Genomic DNA, 24,610 nt, shown 5'->3' with positions numbered 1-24,610 from the left:
TTCAAAATGCTGACTTCATAAACTTATCATCCAAAAACGAAAAGCGAGGTATGACAAATGGATAAAGAACAATTGATCACAGAAGTAGCCAAAAACGGCGGATTCTCCAAAAAGAACGCTGAAAAGGCCGTAACGGTTGTACTGGATTCGATTTTGGAAGCATTAAAAGAAGGTAAAGAGGTTCAACTGGTTGGATTCGGCAAATTCGAAGTGCGTAATCGTGAAGCACGTATGGGTAAAAGCCGTCGAACTGGTAAGGAAATTCAACTTCCAGCAGGTAAAGTTCCTGTATTCACAGCAGGATTAACAATGAAAGAAGCTCTAAACTAAACAGCAACAACAAGATCGGAAAAGAGGTTTTTATTCAAACACACAACGAACATTTTGATGTAAATGTCGTGTTTTCTACGGTTGATGATATCATTAACTTTTATTCGGGCAAGCAGACAGACCAGAATAACGCGGAAGATCACACCCATTCAACACCCCCATCAACAGAGTCTGCACAGACACCACAACTACCCACTCGCTAAAACGAACCTTTCATCTTGGACAATAAGAAGCCCTGTTCCGCTCAAAACGGTCCAGGGCTTGATTTGTGTCAATCGAGCACCCAGGGAGAATGAATTTTGGGTACGTCATTGATTAATTGCTTGGTATAGGGATGCTCCGCATGGTGAATAACTTCCTCCGCTCTCCCCGCCTCCACCATTCGTCCATGCTCCATAATACAGATCGTGTCGCTCACATAATAAGCCAGACCCACGTCGTGCGTAATAAACACAATCGTCATGCGGTTCTCATCGCGCAGCTTGAGCAGCATATCCAGAATCGTTGAACGCGAGCATGCGTCCACCATGGACGTTGGTTCATCGGCGATCAACACCTTAGGATGCAGCATGAAAATGCGGGCAATCATGAGCCGTTGCATCTGTCCACCGGACAGCTCAAACGGATATTTGTTGTATAACTCTTCGAACTTCAAGTTGACGAAGGAACAGGCTTCCTTCATTTTGGCATATTCCTCGTCCTTGTTCAGCTTCAGCCCCTGAAGTTTGATACAGTCCACCAGCAGCTTTTCCACCCGGTGAAATACGTTGAACGAAGAGAACGGGTCCTGGAAAATGGCCTGTATATCCTTCCAATAGGCTTTACGCTCACGGTACCGCTTCATTTGTCTGGGCTTGCCATCGTATTCAATCGCTCCACCCGTTTCCTTGAGCAAGCCCATGATCATTTTCGCGAGTGTCGTCTTGCCACTGCCACTCTCTCCGACAATGGAGATAATCTCCCCTTCATGAAAATCAAAGCTCACATCGTCCACGGCTGCCTTTTTGCGATTGCCTGTACCGTACACCTTGGTCAGATGGCGGCCGCTGATCAGCACCTTGCCCATCGCCATACTACCTCACTCCTTTCGGGGAGCCTTGATCCGAGCCCATTACGCCCAGAAAGAATCATTTCATTGGTCTGCGATATCGTCTGTGTCAGATTGAACATCTCGGACATCTTCTTTATTTGAGTCATTCTCCTCCTGATTTTCTTCCCTCTCCTGGGGCTCTTCGTTCATGCTCTCCTGCTGTAAGTGACTGTCCTGCTCCTGCTCCCTGATCTGCTCCAGCATTTCTGGTGTCAGGAGACAGCGATATATGCGCCCATCGACATGAATGTTCTCGATTTTGCCCTGGCGGCACTCGTCGGTCACCAGTGTACAGCGCTCTGCAAAGCGGCAGCCTTCCGGCACATTCTTCAGATTTGGTGGTGCACCAGGAATGGCAGCCAGTTTGTGCTCCTTCATGCCCTCTTCCGGCACAATGATGGAACCCATCAGTTTGCGAGTGTACGGATGCAGCGGATTGAAAATCATCTGCTCTGCCGTGCCTCGTTCCACAATCTCACCGGCATACATCACCATAATTTCATCCGTGACATGGTACAGTAGCGGCAGCTCATGCGTGATGAACACCAGTGATTTGATTACTTTGCGCTTCAACAAATCCTTCAATAGACGAATGACCGCCTTCTGGGAGGTTACATCCAGTGCCGAAGTAGGTTCATCCGCAATGAGCACGTTGGGATTCAGAATTGTTGAGATGGCGATAACCGTTCGCTGCTTCATGCCGCCGGATAATTCATTTGGATACATATCCAGCACATCCGGCGACAAGTTCAGTGATTGGAAGCGCTCCGTAGCCATCTTCCGCACATCCGACCGTTTCATCTCCGGACGATGCTCCTTCATGATATCTTCAATAAACCTGATAATACGCAGCGTTGGGTTCAGTGCATTCATGGCAGCCTGCGGAATATAAGCAATTTCCTTGCCCAGAATGCGCGAACGAAGCTGCTCTTTGTTCAGCTGCATAATATCGGTACCATTGATGCGGATCGAACCACTGCCATAATGAAGCGGCGGGAAATAAAAGCCCATCAGGCTGAGCGCCAGCGTCGATTTTCCACAGCCCGATTCACCTGCAATGCCCAGCGTCTGCCCTTCTTTCAGTCCGAACTCCACCCCGTCGACGGCAAATACATTCTCCTTGAGCCGGGTACGGTAATAGGTTTTCAGACCGCTGACCTGAAGTATAGGTTGGTTCATGGTCTTAGCTCCTTATTTTCGGATTAAAAATTTCGTCCATGCCCGTATTCATCAGATAAAGCGAGAAGGTAATGACGGCAATCGCCAGCGCCGCAGGAATGAACGCCCACCACGCCCCTGCTACTGGCGCTTCAAACACCAGTGCCCAGTTCATCAGGATGCCGAGCGAGATCGTATTATACGGGCCCAGTCCCAGCATGGAGATGGATGCTTCGGACAGAATGCCCGATGCCGTCTGGAGCACAAAAGCCATCACCACATAAGACGCGATATAGGGCAAAATCTCATGGATAATGATACGCGGCGTACTGTGTCCCGAAATTTTTGCAATATGCACATGATCCCGGCTACGCAGAGATGTCGTCTGGGCTCGCACAGCCCGGGCCGTCCAAGGCCAGCTAGTTATACCGATAATGATCGCCGTCACCAGGGAACTGCGTGAATCAATGCTGACGGAGATCAAGATCAGGATGATGAACGAAGGAATAACAATGAAAATATTGGTGATCGCCGTCAGAAAGTTATCCAGCATTCCCCCGATATATCCCGACACCAGACCCATAACCAAACCGATAACGGTCGCAAACACACCTGCAATTAGCCCCACACGTACGGATGTCTGGATGCCATACATCAATTCAAGGAAAATATCCCGTCCAAAATTGTCCGATCCTAGCAGCAGGCCATCGCCAGGTGGCTGGAACGCCATCGCAATCATCTCGAGTGGATCACTGCGATTAATGAGTGGATAGATCGTAACCAAGAGCAGCATGCCGACAAAAGTCACCGCACCGATCATGAATTTGGGTGACTTCAGCAAAATAGAGATCGAATGCTTCATATCACTGTTCCTCCATTTGAGCGGCCTTGATGCGCGGGTCAATGAAACCGTAGATGACATCAATAGTGAAATTTGCAAGCAATACAGCAATGGCAATCAGCAGCGTACACCCCGAGATTAGTGGGTAATCCAGTTGCCTTATGGCCGTGAACAACCATGTGCCGATGCCTGGATAACTGAAGACAATCTCACAGATGAGTGACCCACCGACCATCGTACCGATGGAGAGCGCAAGTCCCGTAATTTGCGGCAGCATAGCGTTACGGAACACATAACGCGCAATTCGGCCGTCGCGAATACCCAGCAGTTTACTGTATAACACATAGTCTGAATTCAGCTCATAGATGGACATCTCCCGCATGCCAATGGCCTGACCACCAATGGTCACAAGCACGATGGAGAGGAACGGCAAGGTATGGTGGCGAACCACGGACATGATAAAGTCGAAGCTCAGCTGCGGTACCATCTGGAAGTCATATCCGCCCGATAAAGGGAACCATTTCAGTGATAACGCAAAGACATACAGCATAATAATAGCCAGAGTAAAAAAAGGAATGGAATTGATAAATAAAGCTACCGGAAACAGTACTTTATCAAAAACACCTTTCCGGTACGCTGCAATCGCACCGAGCAAATTACCAATGATCCAGCCGACCAGGATGGCCGGAAGTTGAAGCCCCACCGTCCAAGGGACGGCGGAGGCCAGAATGTCCGTCACAGGCTTCGGATACAGTCCAAAGGACGTGCCCAGATTGCCTGTGAACAGATTTTTCAAATAGATGCCGAATTGGGTCCATAGTGGCTGATCAATGCCGAATTCAACCGTAAACGTCTCATACACCCGCTTGATGGAATCCGAGTCAGTCATCCCTGACGTCATTTTGGAAGCGATCATGCTCACCGGGTTACCTTCAATCAGTCTAGGCAAAATAAAATTCAGTCCGATGGCAATGACCAGGGTCAGGCCGTACCAGAATACTTTTTTGGCGACATATCTGGAATAGGCATTCATAGGATTTAGCACCCCCGAGTTTAGCGGATAAGGGCCTTATGTCTGAAGTGGCGTGTCACTTCATCGTGTCCTGATTCAATATGAGTTCCTTAATTGTGGATCTGATACAATGCCTTAATACCTGCGCCGTCCATCGAGATTTGCGGCGGAATGTTGGTGCCATCTCCTTCTGTCGGGAAACCTTTCCAAACCGATTCGTTCACGGTGTCAAACACCCATGGTCTGTACATTAGCGGAATAGAAGGGATATCTTTCAGCCAGATGGTATTCAGTTCAGTGTACAGTGACTTCAGCTTCGCCTCGTCAGACACGGATGGAATCTCTTCAATAATGGCGTCTGCACGGTCATTCTGGTACCGTCCCCAGTTCCAGAAAGCCATCTCACCCATTGGGGCAACCCCTTTGGAGTACATGATCGTCATCGCACGGTTCCACGGCTGGCTTGGGCTGACCCCGCCTGCAGGCGTGTTCATGATAATATCGAATTTGCCGGTTTGCAGATCATTGGTCCATACCGGGGATTCCGGGAATTTGGTGCGAATCTCAATCCCTATGGCCTTGGCGCTCTGCGCTACGATCTCCAGGGCAGCGTTCCAGTCAGACCAGCCGTAAGGACATTCAACCTCGAAAGGTCCAAGGCGTTTGCCGTTAAGAACACGGATGCCGTCTTTACCTTTGGTTGCTCCAATCTTGTCGAGCAGAGCGTTGGCTCCTTCAATATCCATCGTCCATTGCAACGACTTGATGGCATCTTGGTCAATATATTTGGACTCGGCGTCCGAGTTCAAGGTCAGGGAAGGCTGCATTGGCGCGGAATATCCGCTCATGGCCAGCTCCGAGATTTTGTCATAGTTGATGCTCATGGCTATCGCACGGCGAACGTCAGCATTATCGAGTCCGGCTTTGGACAGATTGAAGAAAATGCTTGGCATGGAACCGGGCAGATAATACGGCGCATCCTTCAGATACGTTTTGACAGCAGCCCCTCCTTCCCACATCTTCCACACTTGAGGGATAAACTGCTGGGAGACGTCCACTTGCCCACTCTTGAACGCCAGATCACCTGCGGCATTATCCTTGTAGATCACGTGAGTGATGTACTTCGGTGCGGGCAATTTGCCGAACAATTTCTGCCCCCAGTAGTTATCGTCACGGACAATCGTAATTTTCTGGTCGTTGTAAAAATGAAGCTTATAGGCTCCGGTTCCCACTGGATTATCATTAACCTCTTTACGAATCGCGGTCAGATCATTATTGTTCTTCTTCTCGATCTCTTCCCAGATATGCTTCGGCAGCATCGGGATCAGTTCAATGCTGTCCAGTACGGTCAGCTTGTTAGGGTTTTCAGGGTTCAGCTTAATTTCCACGGCCTGCGCTCCATCTGCTTTCACTTCACTGATGTAGGTCCAGAAGCTACTCCAGTTGATATCGTATTTTTTGCCCAGTTCATAGGTATATACAACATCATCTGCAGTAAAAGCCGTTCCGTCGCTCCACTTCGCATCCGCATTCAACTCAATACGCAGAGTGGTTTCATCCGTCCATTCATACGAATTGCCTAAGAGAGGTTCAAGGCCACCGTCCAGCTGGTTCACCATAAACAGGGTTTCGTACACCAGTTCCCTGGAGTTGCCGTAATTCACTGGAAATGCGGGATTTCCGCTCAACAGATTGAAGTTGGTTGGTGGCCCCCATTGCAACCCATTGATATACAAGGTCTCATTACGTGGTGTCTCCTTGTTGGTCTGAGGTGCAGGTTCGTTCTGGGTTGTCGTGGTCGGTGTATCCACCGTCCCTTGTGGTTCACTTACTGATGGCGGCTGAACACTTTGGCATCCGGCAAACAATGTGACCGACATGAACAGAGCGACGAGCGGTGTGGCAGCTCTCTTAAATCGCATTCTGAACCCCTCCGTGAATTCATATTGATGTTATTGGAAGCGCTTACTTAAAGTTATTCTATGACTTATCTCACACAACATTCCATCTCTTTTCTCAATTTTGAGACATTGTTTATGCGATCATACAAAATAACCAGCTCCGCATGGGGCAGCTGGTTATTTGCTGAATTTGGATCACTACTCCACAGAAGATCAAGAAAGGTTTACTTGACGAATCCATTACGAATGGCAAAGACGACCGCCTGTGTGCGGTCTTCCACTTGAATCTTTTGCAAAATGCGATGTACATGAGTCTTGACCGTACTCTCTCCGATAAAAAGCTTGCGAGCAATCTCCTCATTCCGTAATCCATATGCCATCTGCTGCAAAACCTCCAATTCCCGTCCCGTAAACGGTTCCGGCAATGGTTCGTTTGCTACCGTCTCCTTCACTGAATCCGAATGACTCGGAGTTGAACGAATAGCAAGACCGATCACCTTGGCTGCCACCGCCGTGCGGTAGATCGCCTCCCCCCGGTATGCAGCACGAACCGCATCAACGAGTTCGTCTGGCGCCGCATCCTTGAGCAGATAACCAACAGCTCCGGCACGTATTCCTTTGTACACATAGTCCTCATGATCGAATGTGGTCAGGATGACCACTTTGCAGTCAGGCAGTATCTTCATCAGCTCCGCTGTCGCTTCCAGTCCGTCTCCTGCTTCCATCTGCACATCCATCAATACGACATGTGGACGAAGCTCTGCTGCCAGAAGGACTGCTTCATGTCCCCCGCCCGCTTCGCCTACCACTTCCATATCCTGCTGTGCATTAATAATAAAACGTAAACCATGCCGGACCAGATGCTGGTCATCCACGAGGAGTACACGTATGTCCTGTATGTCTTGCTCCATTATTGTTCATCACCTCCCATAATCTCCTTCACATCTTGAGGAATGGTAAGGGTTAACCTCATTCCATGTGGATCGACTGCATCAATGGATAAGGAACCGCCTGCCCTTTCACATCTTGCTCTCATACTCGACAGTCCGAAACCGGGAGAGATCGGATTCTCTTTGCGATACATTCCGTTGTCCTCCACAATCATATGTAGCTGATGCTCCTTCTCCAAGATGTCCACCTTCACTTGCGAAGCCTGGGCATGACGAATGATATTCGTTAACGCTTCCTGAAGTACACGATACAATAATTCGGACGTTTCTGGCGTCCAATGACTCGTCTGCTCTTGGGGGGTCAGTTTGATCGTGAAACCTGCCATCTCCCGTATCTCATTCACCAGACTCGTCAAGGCGACCAGCCCGAGGCCTGCTTCATTGCTGCCCATCTGATGAGCAACAGTCCGAACCTCCTGGAGACATTGTCGGACTACTTCAAGCACCGTACCCATCGCTTTGTCGGCTTCCGCTGCATCCATCTTCATCATATATGGCAATGCCTGAAGCTGAACAATAATGGATGTCAATCGGTTACCAACACTGTCGTGCAAATCCATTGAGATTCGGCTTCGTTCTTCAAGTACGGCATACTGCATCAATCGCACGGTAGCCTGCTCCAACTCCTGATGTGTATCCTGAAGCTCCTGATGGGCATGTGTCAGTTCAGCGTGCACCTTCTGCAATTCCTCATAATGTCGTTTGCTGTCCTGTCTGCTTTCCCGCCTGATTCTCGCAGCCCAGCATAGAATATAGGTTACAGCGTGAGCCATCGAATACACCAGAATCTGATTGGGTTCGTATTCATCCATATAGAGCAGCGCCGCATTCCCAATGATGATAACGAAGCCAAGCAACGAAGAACGATGTATAGGCAATTTTAGCGCAGTATATCCGATGAGATAAAAGGTTAATTCAAATATGCGATACTCGGCCTGGAAGAACTGGGCATAGAGCAGCGTCACCATCCAAATCACCAATATCCCTAACGTTCGCATCCGCTCATTTCGAAGTGACTGTGGAACCCAAACCAACATAAGGTAGGGCAGTCTAACGATCAGTCCTGCACCCAAATCGACCCACGCCAATTCTTTGAAGGGCTCAATCAGACTGGAGAGCAGCAACAACGTTAAAATAAGATCTGCTGTATGATCCAGTACCACCTTTCGAATCTGCATCCATTTCGAATCGTTCTGCATAGCTATCCTTTCCAATCCTAAAGTTTGAAAATATTATACACCTCTGCCTTGAAAACGCTGGACTTTAGCATACAGAAAATAACGCCGGGCAACGATGCTTCCCAGAGGTAGAAACAAAAGAGCATTGCTCAGTGAAACCACCGTATGATGCACATCCCATTGGCTGGCGAGCTGTCTTAACACCATAACCGCGATCAGAAGCAAGCTGCTGGCCAGCGATCCCTTAGACATCATTTTACCTGTAGTTGGATGGATTCGAAGCTGTTCCAGATGTACCCGCCACGCACCAATCCCGCAACCTATGATGAGAAAAACAATATATAACAGAATGTTGCCCACCGTTAATGGTGTATTTACTACGCTCGAAAGCACCCAATACGCAATAATCGCTGGAAAGACCCATAAACGGGATGTCTTCACTTCCTTCTCCCTTAGCGATAACAATAGAACAATGACAGCTACAATAACAATATTCATCATGTTTTTTTCCTCACCTTCTCCACGTGTTCTCTGATCTACATTTAGTGTAGCCGAATTTAACGGGAGTTAAGTCCACCTATAGATGGATTGGCTCTCTTAACTTCTTCCATCCAAGGGCTTATTGTGGATATGCAAGGTTCCATGAAGTGTGATGATGATGAGCATATGGAGTGCAAAATAAAAAAACTGGCTCCATAAGGAACCAGCGATATTCTCGTTTTTTTGCAAATCAATTCACGTACACCAACCTACTTACTCTTCAGAAGCTCACGCAATGTCTGCGGATCGTATGTAGAGACCAGTCGTTCCAAATGTGTGTCCAACCACGCCTCATCTTGATCCCACCATTTCAGTTCCAGCAGTAAAGCAATGATCTCGTCGTCGAAACGCTTTTTGATTGGTTTGGCCGGATTGCCACCCACAATGGTGTAAGGCTCGATGTCCTTGGTGACTGTCGCATTGGAAGCAACGATGGCACCGTCTCCAATCGTGACACCCGGCATGATAGTTACATTTTGCCCAATCCAGACGTCATTGCCCAATACAGTGTCTCCCTTAAAAGGCAGTTGATCCAGCGTAGGAGTTACTCTCTCCCAACCACCACCAAAAATATTGAAGGGATAGGTTGTCATGCCCTCCATCCGATGATTAGCACCATTCATAATGAATGTCACACCTTCGGCAATTGCACAAAACTTACCGATCACCAGACGATCGCCTAGGAAATCATAATGATGCTGAATGCGGTCATAAAATTGTTCGGGTGGACGACTGTTGTCACTATAATACGTATAATCACCGATCAGCACATTAGAGCGCGGCGGCAAATTTTGAATGTAACAAACGGTACGAATATTATCGTTAGGGAAAAGTTTTGTTTTATCGGGAGCCATATGTGTTCCCTCCTTTTCCCTCATTGTACCAGAAAGGGATTCGATCTGATCATCGAATCCCTTTTCTCGTTCTCCGTAGAACAACGTTTCTCTACAAGAGAGATATTATTTGGATGTAAGTGTTACTTGTGCAGCCGTTTGATTCCAATCCACGGTCAGTCCCAGTCCTTCAGAGATGAAGCGTACCGGCACAAGCGTGCGACTGTTTTTGATAATGGCTGGTGCATCAATTTCGAGCGTTTCACCATTCACCGTTGCTGTGCTGCTTCCGATCTGGAGCACAAGCGTCTGGTCATTCAGAACAGCTGTTACCGTTTTCGCTGTTTTGTCCCACGTTACTTCTGCACCCAAAGCTTCTAGGATGGCGTTCACGGGTACCATAACCCGGCCACTTTGCTCTAGCGGGTCCTGATCCGGGAACGTAATCGCTTTGCCATCGAGAGTTACCGTAATCGCTTTGTCCGTCGTTCCTGTTCCGTTATCCGTGCCTGTATCTTCTGAAGTCTCTGGCAAAGGCGTTACTTCACGTCCAAGTTGCTCTTGCAGATTGGCAAGTCGGTTCAGGGCAAACGTCGTCAGCGACCCCGCTGCCATGGAGCCCATGCCTCCACCTCCGCCAAAGTTACCGCCCGGACGTGTTTGGGTATTGCCTGTGCTGTCTGTTGTTCCTGTTCCCGTTGTGCCATCCGGCGGTGTTGTACCATCGGGAGGTGTCATGCCTTCAAAACCTTCTGGAGGCGTCATACCTTCCATGCCCTCTGGTGGTGTCATGCCTTCGAATCCTTCTGGTGGTGTACCACCCATGCCACCCATACCACCTGTTGCATCAGCGTTGGCAGAGTATGCAATGTTGGATTCAAACTGCTCTGTTGTGTAGAACTTCGTTGGATCTGCTTCAACATATGGACGAATGATGTCAGCCAGACCTGTGATGCGGTCCTGGATGCCTTCCATATAATCCGTCAACTCATTGACGTAGCTCAAGTATTTTTCCTTATACTCAGGCACGGCCAACAGGTTGTTGATCATCGGTACATTTTCCATGCTAATGCCCAGTACTGGCTCGTCCACGGATACGTTCGTTGCATTGGTGTTGGTCGTGGTTGATCCAGTTGTTGTTGTACCACGTCCGCCTCCACCCGAGTATCCATTAAAGGACATGTTAAAGTCCCAAGGTACAACGGTGAATTTGCCAGCCGCATCTCCGTAAAGCATGTAGTTATGCCCTTTGTCGCCGCTATAGCTGTCATAGTTACCAAAGACCATGTTGCCCGCGATATATTTCAGTGCCGAATCCACATCCAGCACACTCTCGATATCACCTTTTTCACCTTCAGGCATGTCGTTCAGCGTTTTGATGAAGTTTTTGAGTTTGGTTTTATTCTCGTCCGTACCCAAATCTTCGGTGATGGTGCTGTAGTCACTGCCTTCTGAATATTGCAGGTAACTCTTCTCATCCGTATCGTAGAGGACACCGTCCTCATAATCTTCACCGTAATTGCGTTCCAGGTAGCTGTCATCTACTGCTTCAACCCCGGTATAGAAACCAACCAGTTCGCCGTTGATATACAGATTAACGTAGTTCGTCATCGGTACATCCATGCCAATGCTGCGCAGCGCTTCATAGTGAAGAACTTCACGCATGTACGATGGATCGGAATAGTTGTTGTTCAGGACCATTTTATCCAGACCGAGCAAGGTTTGTGTTTTGTCGTATTTATCGAACTTCAGTCTGAAGCTGTAACGGTCAGAATCTTGCATGGAGGCTACGGATTTCAAAGTCAGATTACCCTTGGTGGAGAAACCAACGTTATCTAGCTTGTTGCCGTCCACTTCCACACTTACCTTCTTATAATCCTTATCCAGCGGGCTTTCGAGCATGCTCTTCCAGTCTGCATCATCAATCGTAACATTCACATCAATGACGTTGTCCGTTTGGAACAACGATTCATAGGCTTGCGTGACGCCTGTGCTAGTGCTTGTATCCTCTGCGGCAAACGCAGCGTTCGGGCTTCCTACCAGGGCAAAAGATGATGTTACCATCGTCACGGACAAGGCCGTTACTGCAACTTTACGTAGTAAACTATTCAAATGATGAATCCTCCTTCTTGGTTTCTGTTAAGCAACTTAGGCTTATGAAACCATGGTAGAGGACAAACCTTTAATGAATCTTAAATAAATGATTCACAACAAAAAGTAGCCCATCAGGCTACATAAGTTGAACTATAAATGGTACACCTGATCACTCCGATTGCAGTATAGTGTAAAATTGAGCTTCAACTTATATAGACGCCTGCTAGGCTACTTGCTCTGATCCTTTACAGCTCGGTAACGGTAACACCTGCTGCTTTGTAATAGTCCTCATTCACATTGTTTAGAATGTTGGCCTTCAGCAGAATGCCGACTCCGGCAAAGAGTCCAATTCCGTTTGTGTTACCTTCGATTCGGTTATTTTCAATTAACACATTCTCGGGGTTTCCTTCGCCAATATTGCCGGCTCCAGCATCACCTTTGTCGCGCTCAAGACGCACGCCCCAGTAACCGCTAGCGGTATTGTTACGGATCACATTGCCTCGAACCACCGTGCCCGGTCCATTCAGCACTTTGATTCCTGCCGCATCTGCAATCGTGGTTGTACTCTCGATGAGATTATCCTCGATTAGAGTATCGGGGGTGCCCATGGTTACCGAAATGCCGATTTGGCTGTTCCTGATCGTGTTGTCATGAATGTAGTTTCCTTTGCCCGACTTGCTGTGATTGCTGGGTGCTGAACCCCCTGTATTGCCAAGTCCAATCCCTGCGCCTGTCAGCACATCCGTAATGACATTGCCCGAGATTTCATTCAAATACTCCAGTTCACCATGAAGATCAATAGCATCCAGCTTCGTTCCGTTAAATGTATTGCCACGCAGTACGTTGTTATGGGCAACAAACTGGATCAACGCTCCATGTCTGAGATAAGGGCCCTCAAACGTACTATCCTCCACCACATTCCATATCGTATCATTGTCAAAGCCGAGCCGATCAGTCTTGGCCGTTCCCTGAATGGATATTCCGTAGCCTGAACCCCCAGGGCCCAGATCTGTTGCATTACGGAATGTTGCATGCTTCACAACGACATCTCGGCTGTGTTCGATGCGGATAGCCATTCGTTTAAATTTCTCCACAATTACACCGTCGATCGTAATGTCATACGATGGTTTCTCACCATAGTTAGCGATGTGGATCATGCTATCCGGCCCCCCTGCGGAGGGATTGTTGGATTTGTGATCGGTCGTGTAGCTGCCAGACCAGGATGAAGTTAGGGTCATATTGGATACGAGAATGCTGTGCTGAGCCGATGCTTTCAGGACGGCGCTGCCCGTCACCTGATCCAACGATGTCTTGAGCACGGTCCCTCCACTGCTCTCTCCTCTCAGGTTCACCCCGGATTTGAGCATCAGGTCGGTAGTTCCATCCGGCCCGGACAACAAATTGTACACTCCATCAGGCAAAAACACTTCATCACCAACGCTGGCCTCATCAATGGCAGCCTGTATTGCAGGTCGGTCATCGCTCGTATTATCAGCCAGATCTGCTCCGTAATCCCGTACATCAATCGTACGTCCGGTTACAGTATGAGGAGGATGGACTGCATGTGGTGTTCCATCTGTCTCCGTCAGACCTGGAGCGATAAAGGGCTCCGTTCCCTCCGGTGGTTGTGGCTCAATGTATGGAATCAGGGCAACAGGCGTCCCTCCGCCTGCAAAAGGAGCATACAAATGCACATCGGTCAGACTTGTATAAATACTTGAATCAGAATTGCCATGTCCGGTGATCCGTACATAACGTGCAGAAGTATCCGGGATATCAAATGCCTGCATTTCTGTTGTATCCCCGCTGCTTTCGCCGCCATATACCTGGGTCCAATGATCACCGTCAACAGACGTTTCTATTTCAAAAAAGGTCTTCCTGACATCCCCTTTGTAAAAACCAATCCCAACATAGCCCACTTGCTGTGCCTGCCCCAGATCAAATGTGATCCATTGCCCCTCTCCGGCAACAGACCAGCGTGTATAACTGTTATTGTCGATGGTATTAGTCGCCAGGTTGCCGTCGCTACCGCTTGCCGAGACGGAGGCAACAGGCAGGGACGATACCGGAACGGTAAGGGTGGTCAAATCGGATGATAGGGCACTGCTGACGTTGCCAGCTTCATCAATCGCCCTCACTTGAAACGTGTACGATGTTCCGGCTGCAAGTCCGCTGTCACGAAATGACTGCTTACTTTGTTCAGCCAGCAAAACTCCATCCCGATATATCCGGTATGCAGATACAGCCGTATCATCGCTGGCAGCGGGCCATCTCAGTTCCGCAAAATCCGTTCCCCAGTTGCGAATCTCAAGTATAGCTCCCTGCTCCCATTCTGGTGATTGCGCGTCACTGCCTTCTTCGATTAAAGCAATGACAGATAACTGTGGACGCGGATTGCTCGTTCCGTTGGCTTCCTTGGTATAGACGTTAACGGAAACACCTGTTGATCCCGCATCCGCGAGCAAAAATGCAATCTGCCCGGCATCTGGACGACTCTTCACATAATCGGTTACATCCACTTCATAGACGGCCGGACTTCCATTACGATCTGCCGTGACCTGGAATTTGCCAAGCAGCGAACTTTCGCTGAGACTTTGGACCGGGGCATTCGACCAGGTTAACGATGATTCACTCCAGTCTGTTGAATTCAAACCGTAAAGAGACAACTTTGTATTGATATTTGATGTGCCTTTTTTGGCGGCAATCCGTAGTCGATACCGATTTCCTTCGGGCTCATTTCCGGACATATCAAATTTGAAATACACATATTTCTTGGTCGATGAAGTGGAAGAGATGCTTAGTAATCCGGTGCTGGAGCCCGTTGCCTGATTGAAATTCAGATCAGGCTTGCTGCTGTCAATCGCCGCATCGTCACTTGGCAGCTTGCTGGCGATGACCTTTTCAATCAACGGTTTTTCTTCTTCCTCTTCTTCGGCTCCAGGCGAAGTGTGTTCGGGATTGCTTTTGAACATAATGGGCTCCGTAACGATCCGGTTCTTCACATGTTCATCAAGAAAGGCCCATGCCTCCGCATTGGCAACCTCGGAAGCCGTCCCTGTAAATCCATGGCCCTGACCAGGTACGACTTTCATATCCACAATCGGGACACCCGCAGATTGAAGCTGTCCCGCGAAAGTAACACTGTCGGTATAGGGAATGGTGGCATCAGCATCACCGTGCCGAATCCAGAACGGTGGATCATCCGGTGAAGCATACGTGCCCGGCATGGCAAGTCTGGCCTGCTCCGGAACATCAAACGCACGTTGCCCACCAAGCAGAGCCGTGACCGAGCTATAGTTATTGGCAAATGTCGTTGTAAAATCAGCGGGTCCGTACCAGTCGGCAACGGCCTGCACTTTGTCGGAATACTCAGGCCATCCGCCAGAACCTTCAAGATCAGGTGCATCTACCGTCACTCCTGTATCGAGCATTACGGTGTCACCAGCAACCATGTCCCCTGTTGTACCGAGCAATGCAGCTAGATGGCCGCCCGCAGATGATCCCCAGACGCCTATACGACTCGGGTCCAGGTTGTACTGCGCCGCATGGGCCCGCAAATATCGGATAGCAAGCTTTACATCCTGAATCTGGGCAGGGAAAGGCGCCTCAGGCGTCAGCCTGTAGTCCAGAGATACACCGATGTAACCGCGTTTGAGTACATAATTGCAAATGGAGTTCAATGCCTGCTTTCGGTCCCCGTGATTCCATCCACCTCCATGGATATAGACCATGACCGGCATCGGTTCAGCTGCCGCTGTCTCAGGAACAGCAATGGATGAATAGATTGCTCGCCCACCAGCCGTGCCAATCTCCACATCCTCGTATAAAGTCACTCCTTGTGGTGGCGTAAATTCAGTATTCTCCTCTCCAGGCGGAACTGGCGATGGGGCAGGCGTTATACCGGGAATAGCCTGACCATAAATGGCAACATTGTCGATATACATGTTGGCCTGCATGGCATCTCCTGTCCGAAAACGAATTTTCACCGTGCTGTTATTGTTCGCTTCCGAACCCAGCGTCCAGCTTTTTAGCGTATTCCCTTCCTTGTTCTTCACATCTGGAGTGCCTGGGGGAAGTTCAAATGTCTCCAGCGTTGCCCAGGAACTGCCTCCATCCTTCGACCATTCGATAATGATGCTTCCGCTTATATAGGACGACGCACGTGTGTAGTAGCTCAGCCGAATATTTCCGTATCCAGTCAGATCAAGTGGCAGCGCGAGTGCATCGGTTCCGTCAATCTTGATCATGTTGGGCAGCGAGGGTGCAGTTGTGGAAGATGATGTTTTGGCCTTGCTTCCACCTACTCCTTCCTGCAGCCAGGGAGCTCTCAGTGCAATTCCGCCTGTAGAGCCAAAATTGTCCGGGTCATCAAAGTTTTCCGCGTAAATCTCCAGCTCCGGACCCTCCGGATCTGGGATATTTTCTTCCTGCGTAGTATTTAAAATAGAATGAGGATCAGCGTCTTCCATCGCCCGGACTTCATGCACGGGAACGGTAATACCGCTAATGAGTATGACAGACATGGCAACAAGTACAACCCGCTTCTTCCACGTTTTGAACACGTCATTCACTTGCATCCCCTCCGTATTCAGCTGACTTGCCACTCCGATGACAGAACAACCTTCCGATCGCTGTTATCGTGTAAAATGTATAGTTCAACTTAAATCGTTAGCGACGCGGTGCGGACACGCCTTCACCCTTATTGAATTTCTCGGTGGCTTCTTTGATTGCCTGATCGCCGCCTTTGGATTTCCATTCCTCTACTACTTTCGGCCAATCGGAGATCGGCTCCTTACCATAAACCATCTTAATCATGTGTGTGAGCAATACCTGAGGAGGTGTGTCCGAATTGGGAGCAATATCGGGATTCTGTACAAAAGCTTCCAAACGCGGATCAAAGTTAATGCCATCCCGACCTTCTTTGGCTAAAACCGTATCGTAAATATTCATCAGCTTTCTGCCTTCTTCTGTCAATGATAGGGAGCCTTTGTTGTATGTCGTGTCCTGTACGAACCATAAGAACGATTGACGGTAACGCTCCTCGTCCACGCCAGCAGAGTCTGTCGGAGCTGTATATGAAATCACACCATTATCCTCTGTATAGGTCTCTCCTTCCGTACCGTACGTGAAGAACTTCTCCGCTTCGTCAGACACCATCCAGTTAAAGAAACGGATAATGGAAGCCGGATCAGCCGCATCCTTATTAATAAAGTAGGCACGTGTCACCGGACCGTACAAATAATAACCGCCCTTTCCGTCCGGGCCGACAGGGGAAGGGATAATCTCGATTTTGGCATCGGGAACCGACGCTTTAATCTGCTTCTCCCATTGGATCAGTTCGTTGGCATTCATGGACCACATGCCCGCCTTGCCTGAGAGAATTGTATTTTTGAATACGGTGGAATTGATGGTCGCGAACTCTTTGTTGATCAGCCCTTCCTCGTACATCGTCTTATAGACAGTTAGGGCTTGCTGCATATTCTCATTATCCATGAACTTCGGAACAACCTGGTCGCCCTGCTGCTCCATCATGGACAGGAACTGCTGTACGTCATAGGCACCGAAAAAGGTATCTGCATATTTGAAATCCTCACGTCCCATATAGGGATTCTCCACGCCGAGCTTCTTAAAGGCGCGCAAAACGTCCATCGTTTCCTCAACTGTAGTTGGCACCGGTAGTCCCGTTTGATCCAGCAGATCTTTGCGAATCCAGGTTGCCCGGCGGGATGGATTGGATAAATATTCAGGGATGGCATAGATATGGCCGTCATGAGTTACCTGGTCCCAGGCTTCCTTCGGCACGGCTTTCAGCAAATCTTGCCCGTACTGCTGTAACAGTTCATCCAGGGGCTGAAATACTCCAGCTTCGACCGAGCCGGCCATCTCTTTGCCGTTGACGCCGCCGTCACCCTGCACCACGTCAGGAATATCATTTGTGGCAAACATCTGGACCATTTTCTGTTCATATTCCTTGTGGGGCACCAGGACAATTTTCAGATCGGTATTGGTCAGATCCTCCAGTTTCTTCACCCATTGATCCTTGTTAATGTCCGGTGACTTCTCCACATAGGTATACGCCAGCGTCCGTAGTGAAATGGAGAATTTTGTTTTGCCGTCTCCCCCGCCCTCACCGGATGCTGCTCCACTCCCTTTGTTGCACCCCGTCATGACAGCTGCCGCCAGCAATAGCGCCATGCCTGAGACCATCCACTTTTTCATGCTACCCCTCTTTTCATCCTGATTTAGGTACCACTCATTGGTGAAGCGCTTTCAAATAGATGTTAAAACATCCCCACCGCCTGCAACAATGGGGATGTTTTAGATGAGATTGCGTTTTCTTTAGGTCAGCACTCAGCGTTCAACAGCATCCAGTCATATAGCACTATATAAATTGAACGTACAAACATTACACTCAGCCACTGCGATTGCAGTACCCTCTTCCGATCGCTGTTATCCCCAGATTTTTTTGATTCCCTTTTCAGAGGGGAAAATCCGGGGATAAAGGCGAACGCTTCGCTTCTTCAGTGGGTTCTGCGCTCTTCGTTCTTGTGTAAATATCCAGTTCATCTTATCTAGTACGTCTTGGATACCTCGATCTTCTTCGTTACACCGTTGTCGGTAAAATAGAGATGGATACCGTGATCCTGGTCATCAATGAAATAAGGGACATATTTCGGCTCCTCGATCTTATATGGCACAAGCAGCGTTACAATTCTATGGCTTGTGGCAGGCCGCGTTTCTGCGCTCAGATGATAATGTCTTTCCAGCCCTTCGTACTCTGTAGGGTCCACCTCTGCGAATTGATCCGTCTGGCTAAGAGACAACTCACCGGAGGAAGCATATACAAACGTGCCCTCAAGCCCCGCCTTATTACCGTTCAGACGGAAGCTCTGCCCTTTCAGCTGTAGCGGGTGCAGTGCATGGAACAGCCATTGAACGCTGTCCGGCTTCTCCAGATCAATGTGGTCCACAATGACGAAATAGGAGGATTGCAGAAAATGAATCTCCCGTACAACACGCTTCACATGGGGTACGGTGCTGGCATAGGCATCGGTCGCTACCGCGCGCACATAACCATCGCCATCCCGCCAATAGGCCTCTTCGATCTGCCCGGTGGCAGCCATGTTCAGCACCTTGTTGTTCTCGGCATACTGACCTGCTCCGCCAATCAGCAGGTTGTTTTTGGAGCGTGTCTGCCTGCGCCATTCCCGGTGAAAGGAGCTGCCGTGCGCGATATAATAACCCGTATCCGCCGCAAGCGGCTCACCAAATGCATGCAGGGTAAAGCTGTTCTGATCCGCATGACTGTGGCTGATGGAACCATAACGGCTCGATTTGAGAAGAAGCATAATATGCTCATCCGGATCGTCCATCCGGTGATGCATGGCTACCCACCCCACATCACGGAACCACTTGAGCGGCTCGATGTCCACAGGCGACTCTTCCTCCACCTGCGGATAATCATGGCGGTATACTAAGTCGTCAAAGTTAAAGTCCCACCAACCGTAGTTATAAAAAGCCCCCTCTGTCCCCGGATCGGATTGGCGTACACGCTCAAAGTACCACTGGTACCAGTGGTTGCCTGTAACACCTGCCAGTTGGCGGACAAGATAGCCTGTTTTCAAGTTTACCGGGTCACCCAGCGTAGACTGATCTCCAAAGCTGGCACGCCGAGCGTCGGGCGGGTACACGTAGAGTGGAAAATCTCCGGTACGCTGGAAGAATGGCCGACGGAAGAAGTCGATGCCCGCATAGTTTCGTAATAAATTCATCGCTTCGGTCACATAGGCCATACCTGTTGTCCAGTACATCGGACCTTCAGCCCAACCTCCATCACTTCCTCCCCAAGGGGAGTACAGACAGGCATAATAATCGATCGCATAATCTAGCCACTCTGCAGCCTGCTGCTCCTCATGCAACAAGGCCATACAGCAGGGCACAAGCACGGAGGATAATGAACGCACGGCATGGCTGTCATAAGGCACATGATGGATTTTCGAGCGAACCATCACATGATGGGCCACCTGTTCTGTCCGCCGCAGCAAGCTGCGCCTTACCACCTTTTGCTCATCACTGGTCAACTCATCATGCAGCCAGTCATAGCCCCAAGCGAGCGCGGCGGCGACCCGAAAAGCCGCCTCATCGTTATAATCACGGGAGGTCGTTCCCTCCGTATCCCAAGCCGCCACATGCAACAGCCAGGTTTTGGCTGCTTCAAGCAACCGTTCGTCACGTAGGACCCGCCCCGCGATGCTGAGATGACGAATCGCATATAACGTTTCCTGACAGTCAATGTACATTTGCCTCCAGAGCGGGGCGACACGTTTGTTCTCCGGGTAAGGCAGCGGTTCACAGATCAGTTCGCGATTGGCCCACGGCTCCACGGAATTTGCCATAAACACATCCCAGCCGCAATATGTAGAATCTGACGCAATGGCATCCGCAAGTTCCGTTAGCCCGCTCTCTCCGAGCCATAGCCGGGGGTGAGACGTGTCCGTGGCAACATACCGCTGGGCCCGAGAAGGTATCGGTGTCTCGGGTAATCCCGCAGGTACCGTAAATCGCCTCACCTCACTCCATGCCGACATTTCCTGCTGCTTACCCAGCACAGCGTCCGCTTTGGCTTCGCTATCTTGCTGCACTGGATGATCTACAAGCAGCGCATATCGCCAATAATACTCCCCAGGTTGCAACACCCGGTCAGGCGTGAAAAAGTTATACGGGAGCGGCGCAAAGGTCATCGTCTCTTCTTCCTGAAAAGAAGGGCTCGCTGACACTTGCAGCAGATAGGCATTCTCATCCTCTTGCTGCGCCGCCATCCAGGTAAATCTCGGCGGATTTTCTGCCAGAACGGTATGTTCATCAGGAGCATAGTCCACATGGAACGGCCCGCTGATTGGTTGGTACAACGGTCTTTCTGCAAGCTTCCGCTTCACTTCCATCGTATCGTCGCCTCCTTATCGTAATGGTGTAGCATCAACGCATGTACATTCCGCCATTGATTTCAATCGTTTCTCCGGTTATAAAAGAACCCAGCTCGGAACACAGGTATAGCGCCGCTCCTGCGACATCATCGGGAGTCCCTTCCCGTCCAAGCGGGATGCTGCTTACCGCAGAAGATCGACCTTCCGCCGAGGTGAACGTTGCGTGGAATGCCGTTTGCCCGATGAAGCCCGGTGATAGGGCATTAACTGTAATCCCGCCAGGAGACAGTTCTTTGGCAAGTCCTTTGGTTAACGCAATGACAGCCGCCTTGGAGGCTGCGTAAATAGCTGCACCCGGACCGCCCCCGTTATGAGCCGCTACAGAGGTCAGATTGATAATTCGGCCGCCTCCAGCCGCTTTCATACCAGGAATGACCGCTTTGGAGACAAATACGGCGCTCTTCAGATTGACATCCATAATCCGGCTGTAAAGCTCCTCGCTCATCGTTTCAATGGGGCTTCGTTCCACCAGATGCCCTGCATTATTAATCAACAGATCAATCGGACCGCCAAAGCGGAGCGTAATCTCCCCAACCATTGATTCTATGGCATTCGTATCGGTCACATCTGCCTGAAATGCAGCTGCTTCACCTCCAGCATCCCGGATGGCGGCCACTACCTCCTCCGCCCGATCCATATTATGCAGGCCATTCACAGCCACCTTTGCTCCGCAACGAGCCAATGCCCCAGCAATGGCAGCACCAATTCCTCCGCTAGAGCCGGTAACCAGCGCAATTTTGTTCTGCAAGTTAATATTCATGTTCTATCTTCCTCCCTGTTATAGGTTCAATTAAATCCGTTTGCTATGCTGATCTGCGGGAAGCGCCATCGTAATGGTCGTTCCCAAGCCTCGCTCACTCTCAATCATCAAGCCATACATTTCTCCAAATACAAGCTGAATCCGCCGATGGACATTCATGAGTCCGATACCTCCGCGATGGTAGACATCATCGGAATCTTCGCCTGCCAGACGATTCAATTCCAGACGGTCACGCAGCTTCTCTAGGCGTTCCTCGCTCATGCCCATGCCGTTATCCTGGACGATGACAAGAAAGCGATCTTCCAGGCGCCGAGCATCAATGCGGATAAAGTGACCGGGCTCCATGCCTCGCGGAAATGCGTGTTGTAACACATTTTCCACCAGTGGCTGAAGGGTGAGTCGAACCATTTTTTCCAACAACAGATCCGGCGCAATGATAACCTCAACTTCAAGCTCTCGATCCATGCGATGTTTCATGATGGAAAGGTAGGCCAGCACATGCTTCAACTCATTAGCAACCGTAATTTCCTCCAGATTGGTCTGAATGGAATAACGGAGCATATGAGCCATGGATTCCACCATCTGTGCAATTTCTTCGGAGTCCTGTACGACGGCATAACATTTGATCGTTTCCAGGGTGTTGTAGAGAAAATGCGGATTGATCTGCAACTGAAGCGCCTGAAATTCCGCACGGTGCCGTTCCAGCGCCTCCTGCTGAAGCTCGATTTCCGACTTCTGGCGGCGCAGCTCCGACTCGTATACACTCTCAATCATGTCCGACAGGCGGCTGACCATCAGATTATAGCTGCGGATCAGCACACCAATTTCATCGCGCCTTTCCTTCATCTCCACCTTGTTCCAGATTCCCTTCTCCGTCTGTCTCATTCCGTTCATCAGCACACGAATAGGTTCCACTTGAGATGCTCCGATCCGGTAGGCCACGACAAGCGCGGCGAGCAAGGTCCCTGCACCAACCCATAATGTGGCTGAACGGATCGTTGCAATCGGTCTTTGCAGCTCCGACAGCGGCACGGAAGCGACAAAACGCCAACCCGAATATGCAGAAAGCTCCGATATGAGCAGCCGTTTGGTGCCATCCGTGTTCTGTTCCAGTGATCCTGCCTCCATGTGCATAAGCCTATTCACAGTGTTGGACGCCATCGCTGTCTGCGCCTCTTCGTCCCCGGGTGTGTAGATTACAGTTCCGTTCTGATCCATCACATACTGATACCCACCTTGACCGAGGTCGAGTTCTCCCCATATTTTGTCAAGCTCCAGCACATTTACTTCCATCGCCAGTACTCCGTTTGGCGTATAGGAGGATACCCCTCTAATCCGGCGAGCGATCGTAATCACATTGGCGCTCTGTCCACTGCGAATACTGCGGGTAAGCAACGTCGATTCTCCATTTGCAGGGGTTGCAGCCAGCAACTCCTTATATTGCTGTGCCGCGTCGATATCCGGTATGCCAGCTGAATTCTGGTTGTCATCAATCACAACACGCCCGTTATCCCCGATAACATACAGGAACTTGATCTGTGGGTATAACATAAAAACAGGCGGGAACACGTTCGTCTTAATCTGACGGCTGTACTCGTAATAGGCATAACTGTCCTCCGAATTCATATCGAGGAAATGCTTCACACTTCCGTTCGAGAGAATGGAGTAGGTCGCACGATCATAATTTTGCAAATACAGATCGGTCTGGTACGCCGTATTGCGCATCGTTTGGGCGATGTTGTCCGCAAGCTGGTCGTTCATTTCAGTCGAGGCATAGGTATAGGTGAACAGGCCGATGGCGGACAGTGACAACGTAATCACGACGGCAAAATGAAAGAACAGACGGATGGACAGGCTGCGCTTCATCATTCAATGCCCAACTTGCTACGATATTCGGACGGGGTCAGTCCGGTAATTTTCTTAAATGTCTTCGTAAAATGGGGATGATCCGCATACCCCACTTCGTAGGATATATCCGTAATCCGGTTGCCCGGCTGTTCCAGCATGCGTTTGGCCAGTTCCATTTTGCTGCGTATCCGGTATTGGATAAAGGTCTGCCCTGTCGTCTGCTTAAATAGTTGACTAAAGTAGGACGGGTTAAGGCCCAGCTTGGCGGCAATCTCGTCCAGTGACACTTCGCGGCGCAAGTGCTTCTCTAGATAGGCTTTTGCTTCTTCCACTGGATGCTTGCGCTTGCCACTGCGCTTTTCCTTGATCGTCTTCATTAACGTGTGGATCTCGTTGCCCAGCGCCTCAAAGCATTCTTTAGAGGAAGCGCTTTCATTTATCTCGCAGGATGTACTCATCGTTCCGTTGCCACGTGCGTTCATGCGGGCCACAATCAATTCCAGCAATTCCTGAAAAAGCTCCGCTGTCTGCTCAGGCATCAAGGAATATGACGGGTAACGACCAGACCATCCTGCGAGCAGCTCCGTGACATCTGATTGTCTCAGCTCCCATATGGCATCTTCCAGACGCATCGCCCAATCATTCAGCTCCCTCACGGGTACAAGGGAAACCGTAGGTTTATCTTCTTCGGTTGCCAGCAATTTGAGCAGCAGTTCATGCAGCTCCTGTCGTCCCACAGGCTTCAGCAGATATCGCTTTACTCCATAATCCATACAAGCTCTTGCATATTCAAAGTCCGAATAACCGGAAACCACAATAATGCGCATCGTACTGCCTTGCTCGGATAAACGTCGACACAGCTCAATACCATCCATCGTCGGCATGCGGATATCCGTAAACAGGATGTGTGGCCGAAAGGCCTCTACCACCTGAAGGGCCTCTTCCCCATGCGCTGCCTGACGTATCTCACAGTCGAACAGTCCCGCTTGTTTGATCATCTTCGCCAGACCCATCCGAATCATCGGCTCATCGTCCGTAATCAAGATTCTGAACATCGCCATTCCCCCGTTCCCGTCAGATCTGTATGCTTC

Annotated in this window: 17 protein-coding genes; 1 reads left to right on the top strand and 16 read right to left on the bottom strand. The window is 49.7% G+C overall.

Annotated elements, in window-relative coordinates; translation table 11 throughout:
- Positions 1-57 precede the first annotated feature (57 nt).
- A complete protein-coding gene (locus BUA17_RS23135; protein WP_053783990.1) occupies positions 58-330 on the top strand; it encodes an HU family DNA-binding protein in 273 nt (90 codons plus the stop codon).
- Positions 331-601: 271 nt separating this feature from the next.
- Here BUA17_RS23135 and BUA17_RS23130 read toward each other — a convergent pair whose 3' ends face one another.
- From BUA17_RS23130 to BUA17_RS23055, 16 genes are all read right to left on the bottom strand, one after another.
- A complete protein-coding gene (locus BUA17_RS23130; protein WP_063567845.1) occupies positions 602-1,402 on the bottom strand; it encodes an ABC transporter ATP-binding protein in 801 nt (266 codons plus the stop codon).
- 60 nt (positions 1,403-1,462) lie between these two features.
- Positions 1,463-2,599 carry an ABC transporter ATP-binding protein gene (locus BUA17_RS23125; RefSeq protein WP_083584831.1) on the bottom strand — a complete coding sequence of 379 codons (1,137 nt, stop codon included), beginning with the start codon at positions 2,597-2,599 and terminating at the stop codon, positions 1,463-1,465.
- Positions 2,600-2,603: 4 nt separating this feature from the next.
- A complete protein-coding gene (locus BUA17_RS23120) occupies positions 2,604-3,440 on the bottom strand; it encodes an ABC transporter permease (protein WP_063567844.1) in 837 nt (278 codons plus the stop codon).
- Between the two features lies 1 nt (position 3,441).
- Positions 3,442-4,452 (bottom strand): ABC transporter permease, encoded by a 1,011-nt coding sequence (locus BUA17_RS23115; protein ID WP_063567843.1) that lies wholly within the window; start codon positions 4,450-4,452, stop codon positions 3,442-3,444.
- 89 nt (positions 4,453-4,541) lie between these two features.
- A complete protein-coding gene (locus BUA17_RS23110) occupies positions 4,542-6,353 on the bottom strand; it encodes an ABC transporter substrate-binding protein (RefSeq protein ID WP_063567842.1) in 1,812 nt (603 codons plus the stop codon).
- A 203-nt stretch (positions 6,354-6,556) separates the two neighbouring features.
- Complete coding sequence (locus BUA17_RS23105) at positions 6,557-7,243, bottom strand: response regulator (RefSeq protein ID WP_072735155.1); 687 nt, start codon at positions 7,241-7,243, stop codon at positions 6,557-6,559.
- Positions 7,243-8,481 (bottom strand): sensor histidine kinase, encoded by a 1,239-nt coding sequence (locus tag BUA17_RS23100; protein ID WP_072735154.1) that lies wholly within the window; start codon positions 8,479-8,481, stop codon positions 7,243-7,245. The genes BUA17_RS23105 and BUA17_RS23100 overlap by 1 nt, the downstream gene beginning before the upstream one ends.
- Positions 8,482-8,514: 33 nt before the next feature.
- Positions 8,515-8,961, bottom strand: a complete 447-nt coding sequence (locus BUA17_RS23095) for a DUF1453 family protein (protein ID WP_072735153.1) — start codon at positions 8,959-8,961, stop codon at positions 8,515-8,517.
- 248 nt (positions 8,962-9,209) lie between these two features.
- The gene (locus tag BUA17_RS23090) at positions 9,210-9,854 is read right to left on the bottom strand and encodes a Vat family streptogramin A O-acetyltransferase (RefSeq protein WP_072735152.1); all 645 of its coding nucleotides are present in this window, start codon (positions 9,852-9,854) and stop codon (positions 9,210-9,212) included.
- A gap of 105 nt (positions 9,855-9,959) precedes the next feature.
- A complete protein-coding gene (locus BUA17_RS23085; protein WP_072735151.1) occupies positions 9,960-11,945 on the bottom strand; it encodes a CotH kinase family protein in 1,986 nt (661 codons plus the stop codon).
- 227 nt (positions 11,946-12,172) lie between these two features.
- The gene (locus BUA17_RS23080) at positions 12,173-16,504 is read right to left on the bottom strand and encodes an alpha/beta hydrolase fold domain-containing protein (protein WP_244552213.1); all 4,332 of its coding nucleotides are present in this window, start codon (positions 16,502-16,504) and stop codon (positions 12,173-12,175) included.
- 91 nt (positions 16,505-16,595) lie between these two features.
- A complete protein-coding gene (locus BUA17_RS23075; protein ID WP_170867917.1) occupies positions 16,596-18,146 on the bottom strand; it encodes an extracellular solute-binding protein in 1,551 nt (516 codons plus the stop codon).
- 353 nt (positions 18,147-18,499) lie between these two features.
- On the bottom strand, positions 18,500-20,869 hold the full coding sequence (locus BUA17_RS23070) for a DUF4962 domain-containing protein (RefSeq protein WP_072735149.1): 2,370 nt from the start codon (positions 20,867-20,869) through the stop codon (positions 18,500-18,502).
- A gap of 34 nt (positions 20,870-20,903) precedes the next feature.
- A complete protein-coding gene (locus tag BUA17_RS23065) occupies positions 20,904-21,671 on the bottom strand; it encodes an SDR family NAD(P)-dependent oxidoreductase (RefSeq protein ID WP_063567834.1) in 768 nt (255 codons plus the stop codon).
- 30 nt (positions 21,672-21,701) lie between these two features.
- Positions 21,702-23,540: a cache domain-containing sensor histidine kinase gene (locus tag BUA17_RS23060; RefSeq protein ID WP_072735148.1), complete on the bottom strand. Its 1,839-nt coding sequence runs from the start codon at positions 23,538-23,540 to the stop codon at positions 21,702-21,704.
- Positions 23,537-24,574, bottom strand: coding sequence for a response regulator transcription factor (locus tag BUA17_RS23055; protein WP_072735147.1), 1,038 nt, complete (start codon positions 24,572-24,574; stop codon positions 23,537-23,539). The genes BUA17_RS23060 and BUA17_RS23055 overlap by 4 nt, the downstream gene beginning before the upstream one ends.
- Positions 24,575-24,610: the final 36 nt, after the last annotated feature.

Origin of the sequence: Paenibacillus sp. ov031 (genome assembly GCF_900143165.1) — a bacterium.
Lineage (GTDB): Bacteria > Bacillota > Bacilli > Paenibacillales > Paenibacillaceae > Paenibacillus > Paenibacillus marchantiae.
Note: the sequence above shows the minus strand (reverse complement) of the source record. Positions and strands in the feature narration are given on the sequence as shown.

What these genes read in the sequence shown, in the direction of transcription:
- BUA17_RS23060 (WP_072735148.1), bottom strand. Translation starts at nt 23,540, where the DNA reads ATGATGAAGCGCAGCCTGTCCATCCGTCTGTTCTTTCATTTTGCCGTC.
- BUA17_RS23105 (WP_072735155.1), bottom strand. Translation starts at nt 7,243, where the DNA reads ATGGAGCAAGACATACAGGACATACGTGTACTCCTCGTGGATGACCAG.
- BUA17_RS23095 (WP_072735153.1), bottom strand. Translation starts at nt 8,961, where the DNA reads ATGATGAATATTGTTATTGTAGCTGTCATTGTTCTATTGTTATCGCTA.
- BUA17_RS23075 (WP_170867917.1), bottom strand. Translation starts at nt 18,146, where the DNA reads ATGAAAAAGTGGATGGTCTCAGGCATGGCGCTATTGCTGGCGGCAGCT.
- BUA17_RS23125 (WP_083584831.1), bottom strand. Translation starts at nt 2,599, where the DNA reads ATGAACCAACCTATACTTCAGGTCAGCGGTCTGAAAACCTATTACCGT.
- BUA17_RS23080 (WP_244552213.1), bottom strand. Translation starts at nt 16,504, where the DNA reads ATGCAAGTGAATGACGTGTTCAAAACGTGGAAGAAGCGGGTTGTACTT.
- BUA17_RS23130 (WP_063567845.1), bottom strand. Translation starts at nt 1,402, where the DNA reads ATGGCGATGGGCAAGGTGCTGATCAGCGGCCGCCATCTGACCAAGGTG.
- BUA17_RS23135 (WP_053783990.1), top strand. Translation starts at nt 58, where the DNA reads ATGGATAAAGAACAATTGATCACAGAAGTAGCCAAAAACGGCGGATTC.
- BUA17_RS23120 (WP_063567844.1), bottom strand. Translation starts at nt 3,440, where the DNA reads ATGAAGCATTCGATCTCTATTTTGCTGAAGTCACCCAAATTCATGATC.
- BUA17_RS23055 (WP_072735147.1), bottom strand. Translation starts at nt 24,574, where the DNA reads ATGTTCAGAATCTTGATTACGGACGATGAGCCGATGATTCGGATGGGT.
- BUA17_RS23090 (WP_072735152.1), bottom strand. Translation starts at nt 9,854, where the DNA reads ATGGCTCCCGATAAAACAAAACTTTTCCCTAACGATAATATTCGTACC.
- BUA17_RS23110 (WP_063567842.1), bottom strand. Translation starts at nt 6,353, where the DNA reads ATGCGATTTAAGAGAGCTGCCACACCGCTCGTCGCTCTGTTCATGTCG.
- BUA17_RS23115 (WP_063567843.1), bottom strand. Translation starts at nt 4,452, where the DNA reads ATGAATGCCTATTCCAGATATGTCGCCAAAAAAGTATTCTGGTACGGC.
- BUA17_RS23070 (WP_072735149.1), bottom strand. Translation starts at nt 20,869, where the DNA reads ATGGAAGTGAAGCGGAAGCTTGCAGAAAGACCGTTGTACCAACCAATC.
- BUA17_RS23100 (WP_072735154.1), bottom strand. Translation starts at nt 8,481, where the DNA reads ATGCAGAACGATTCGAAATGGATGCAGATTCGAAAGGTGGTACTGGAT.
- BUA17_RS23065 (WP_063567834.1), bottom strand. Translation starts at nt 21,671, where the DNA reads ATGAATATTAACTTGCAGAACAAAATTGCGCTGGTTACCGGCTCTAGC.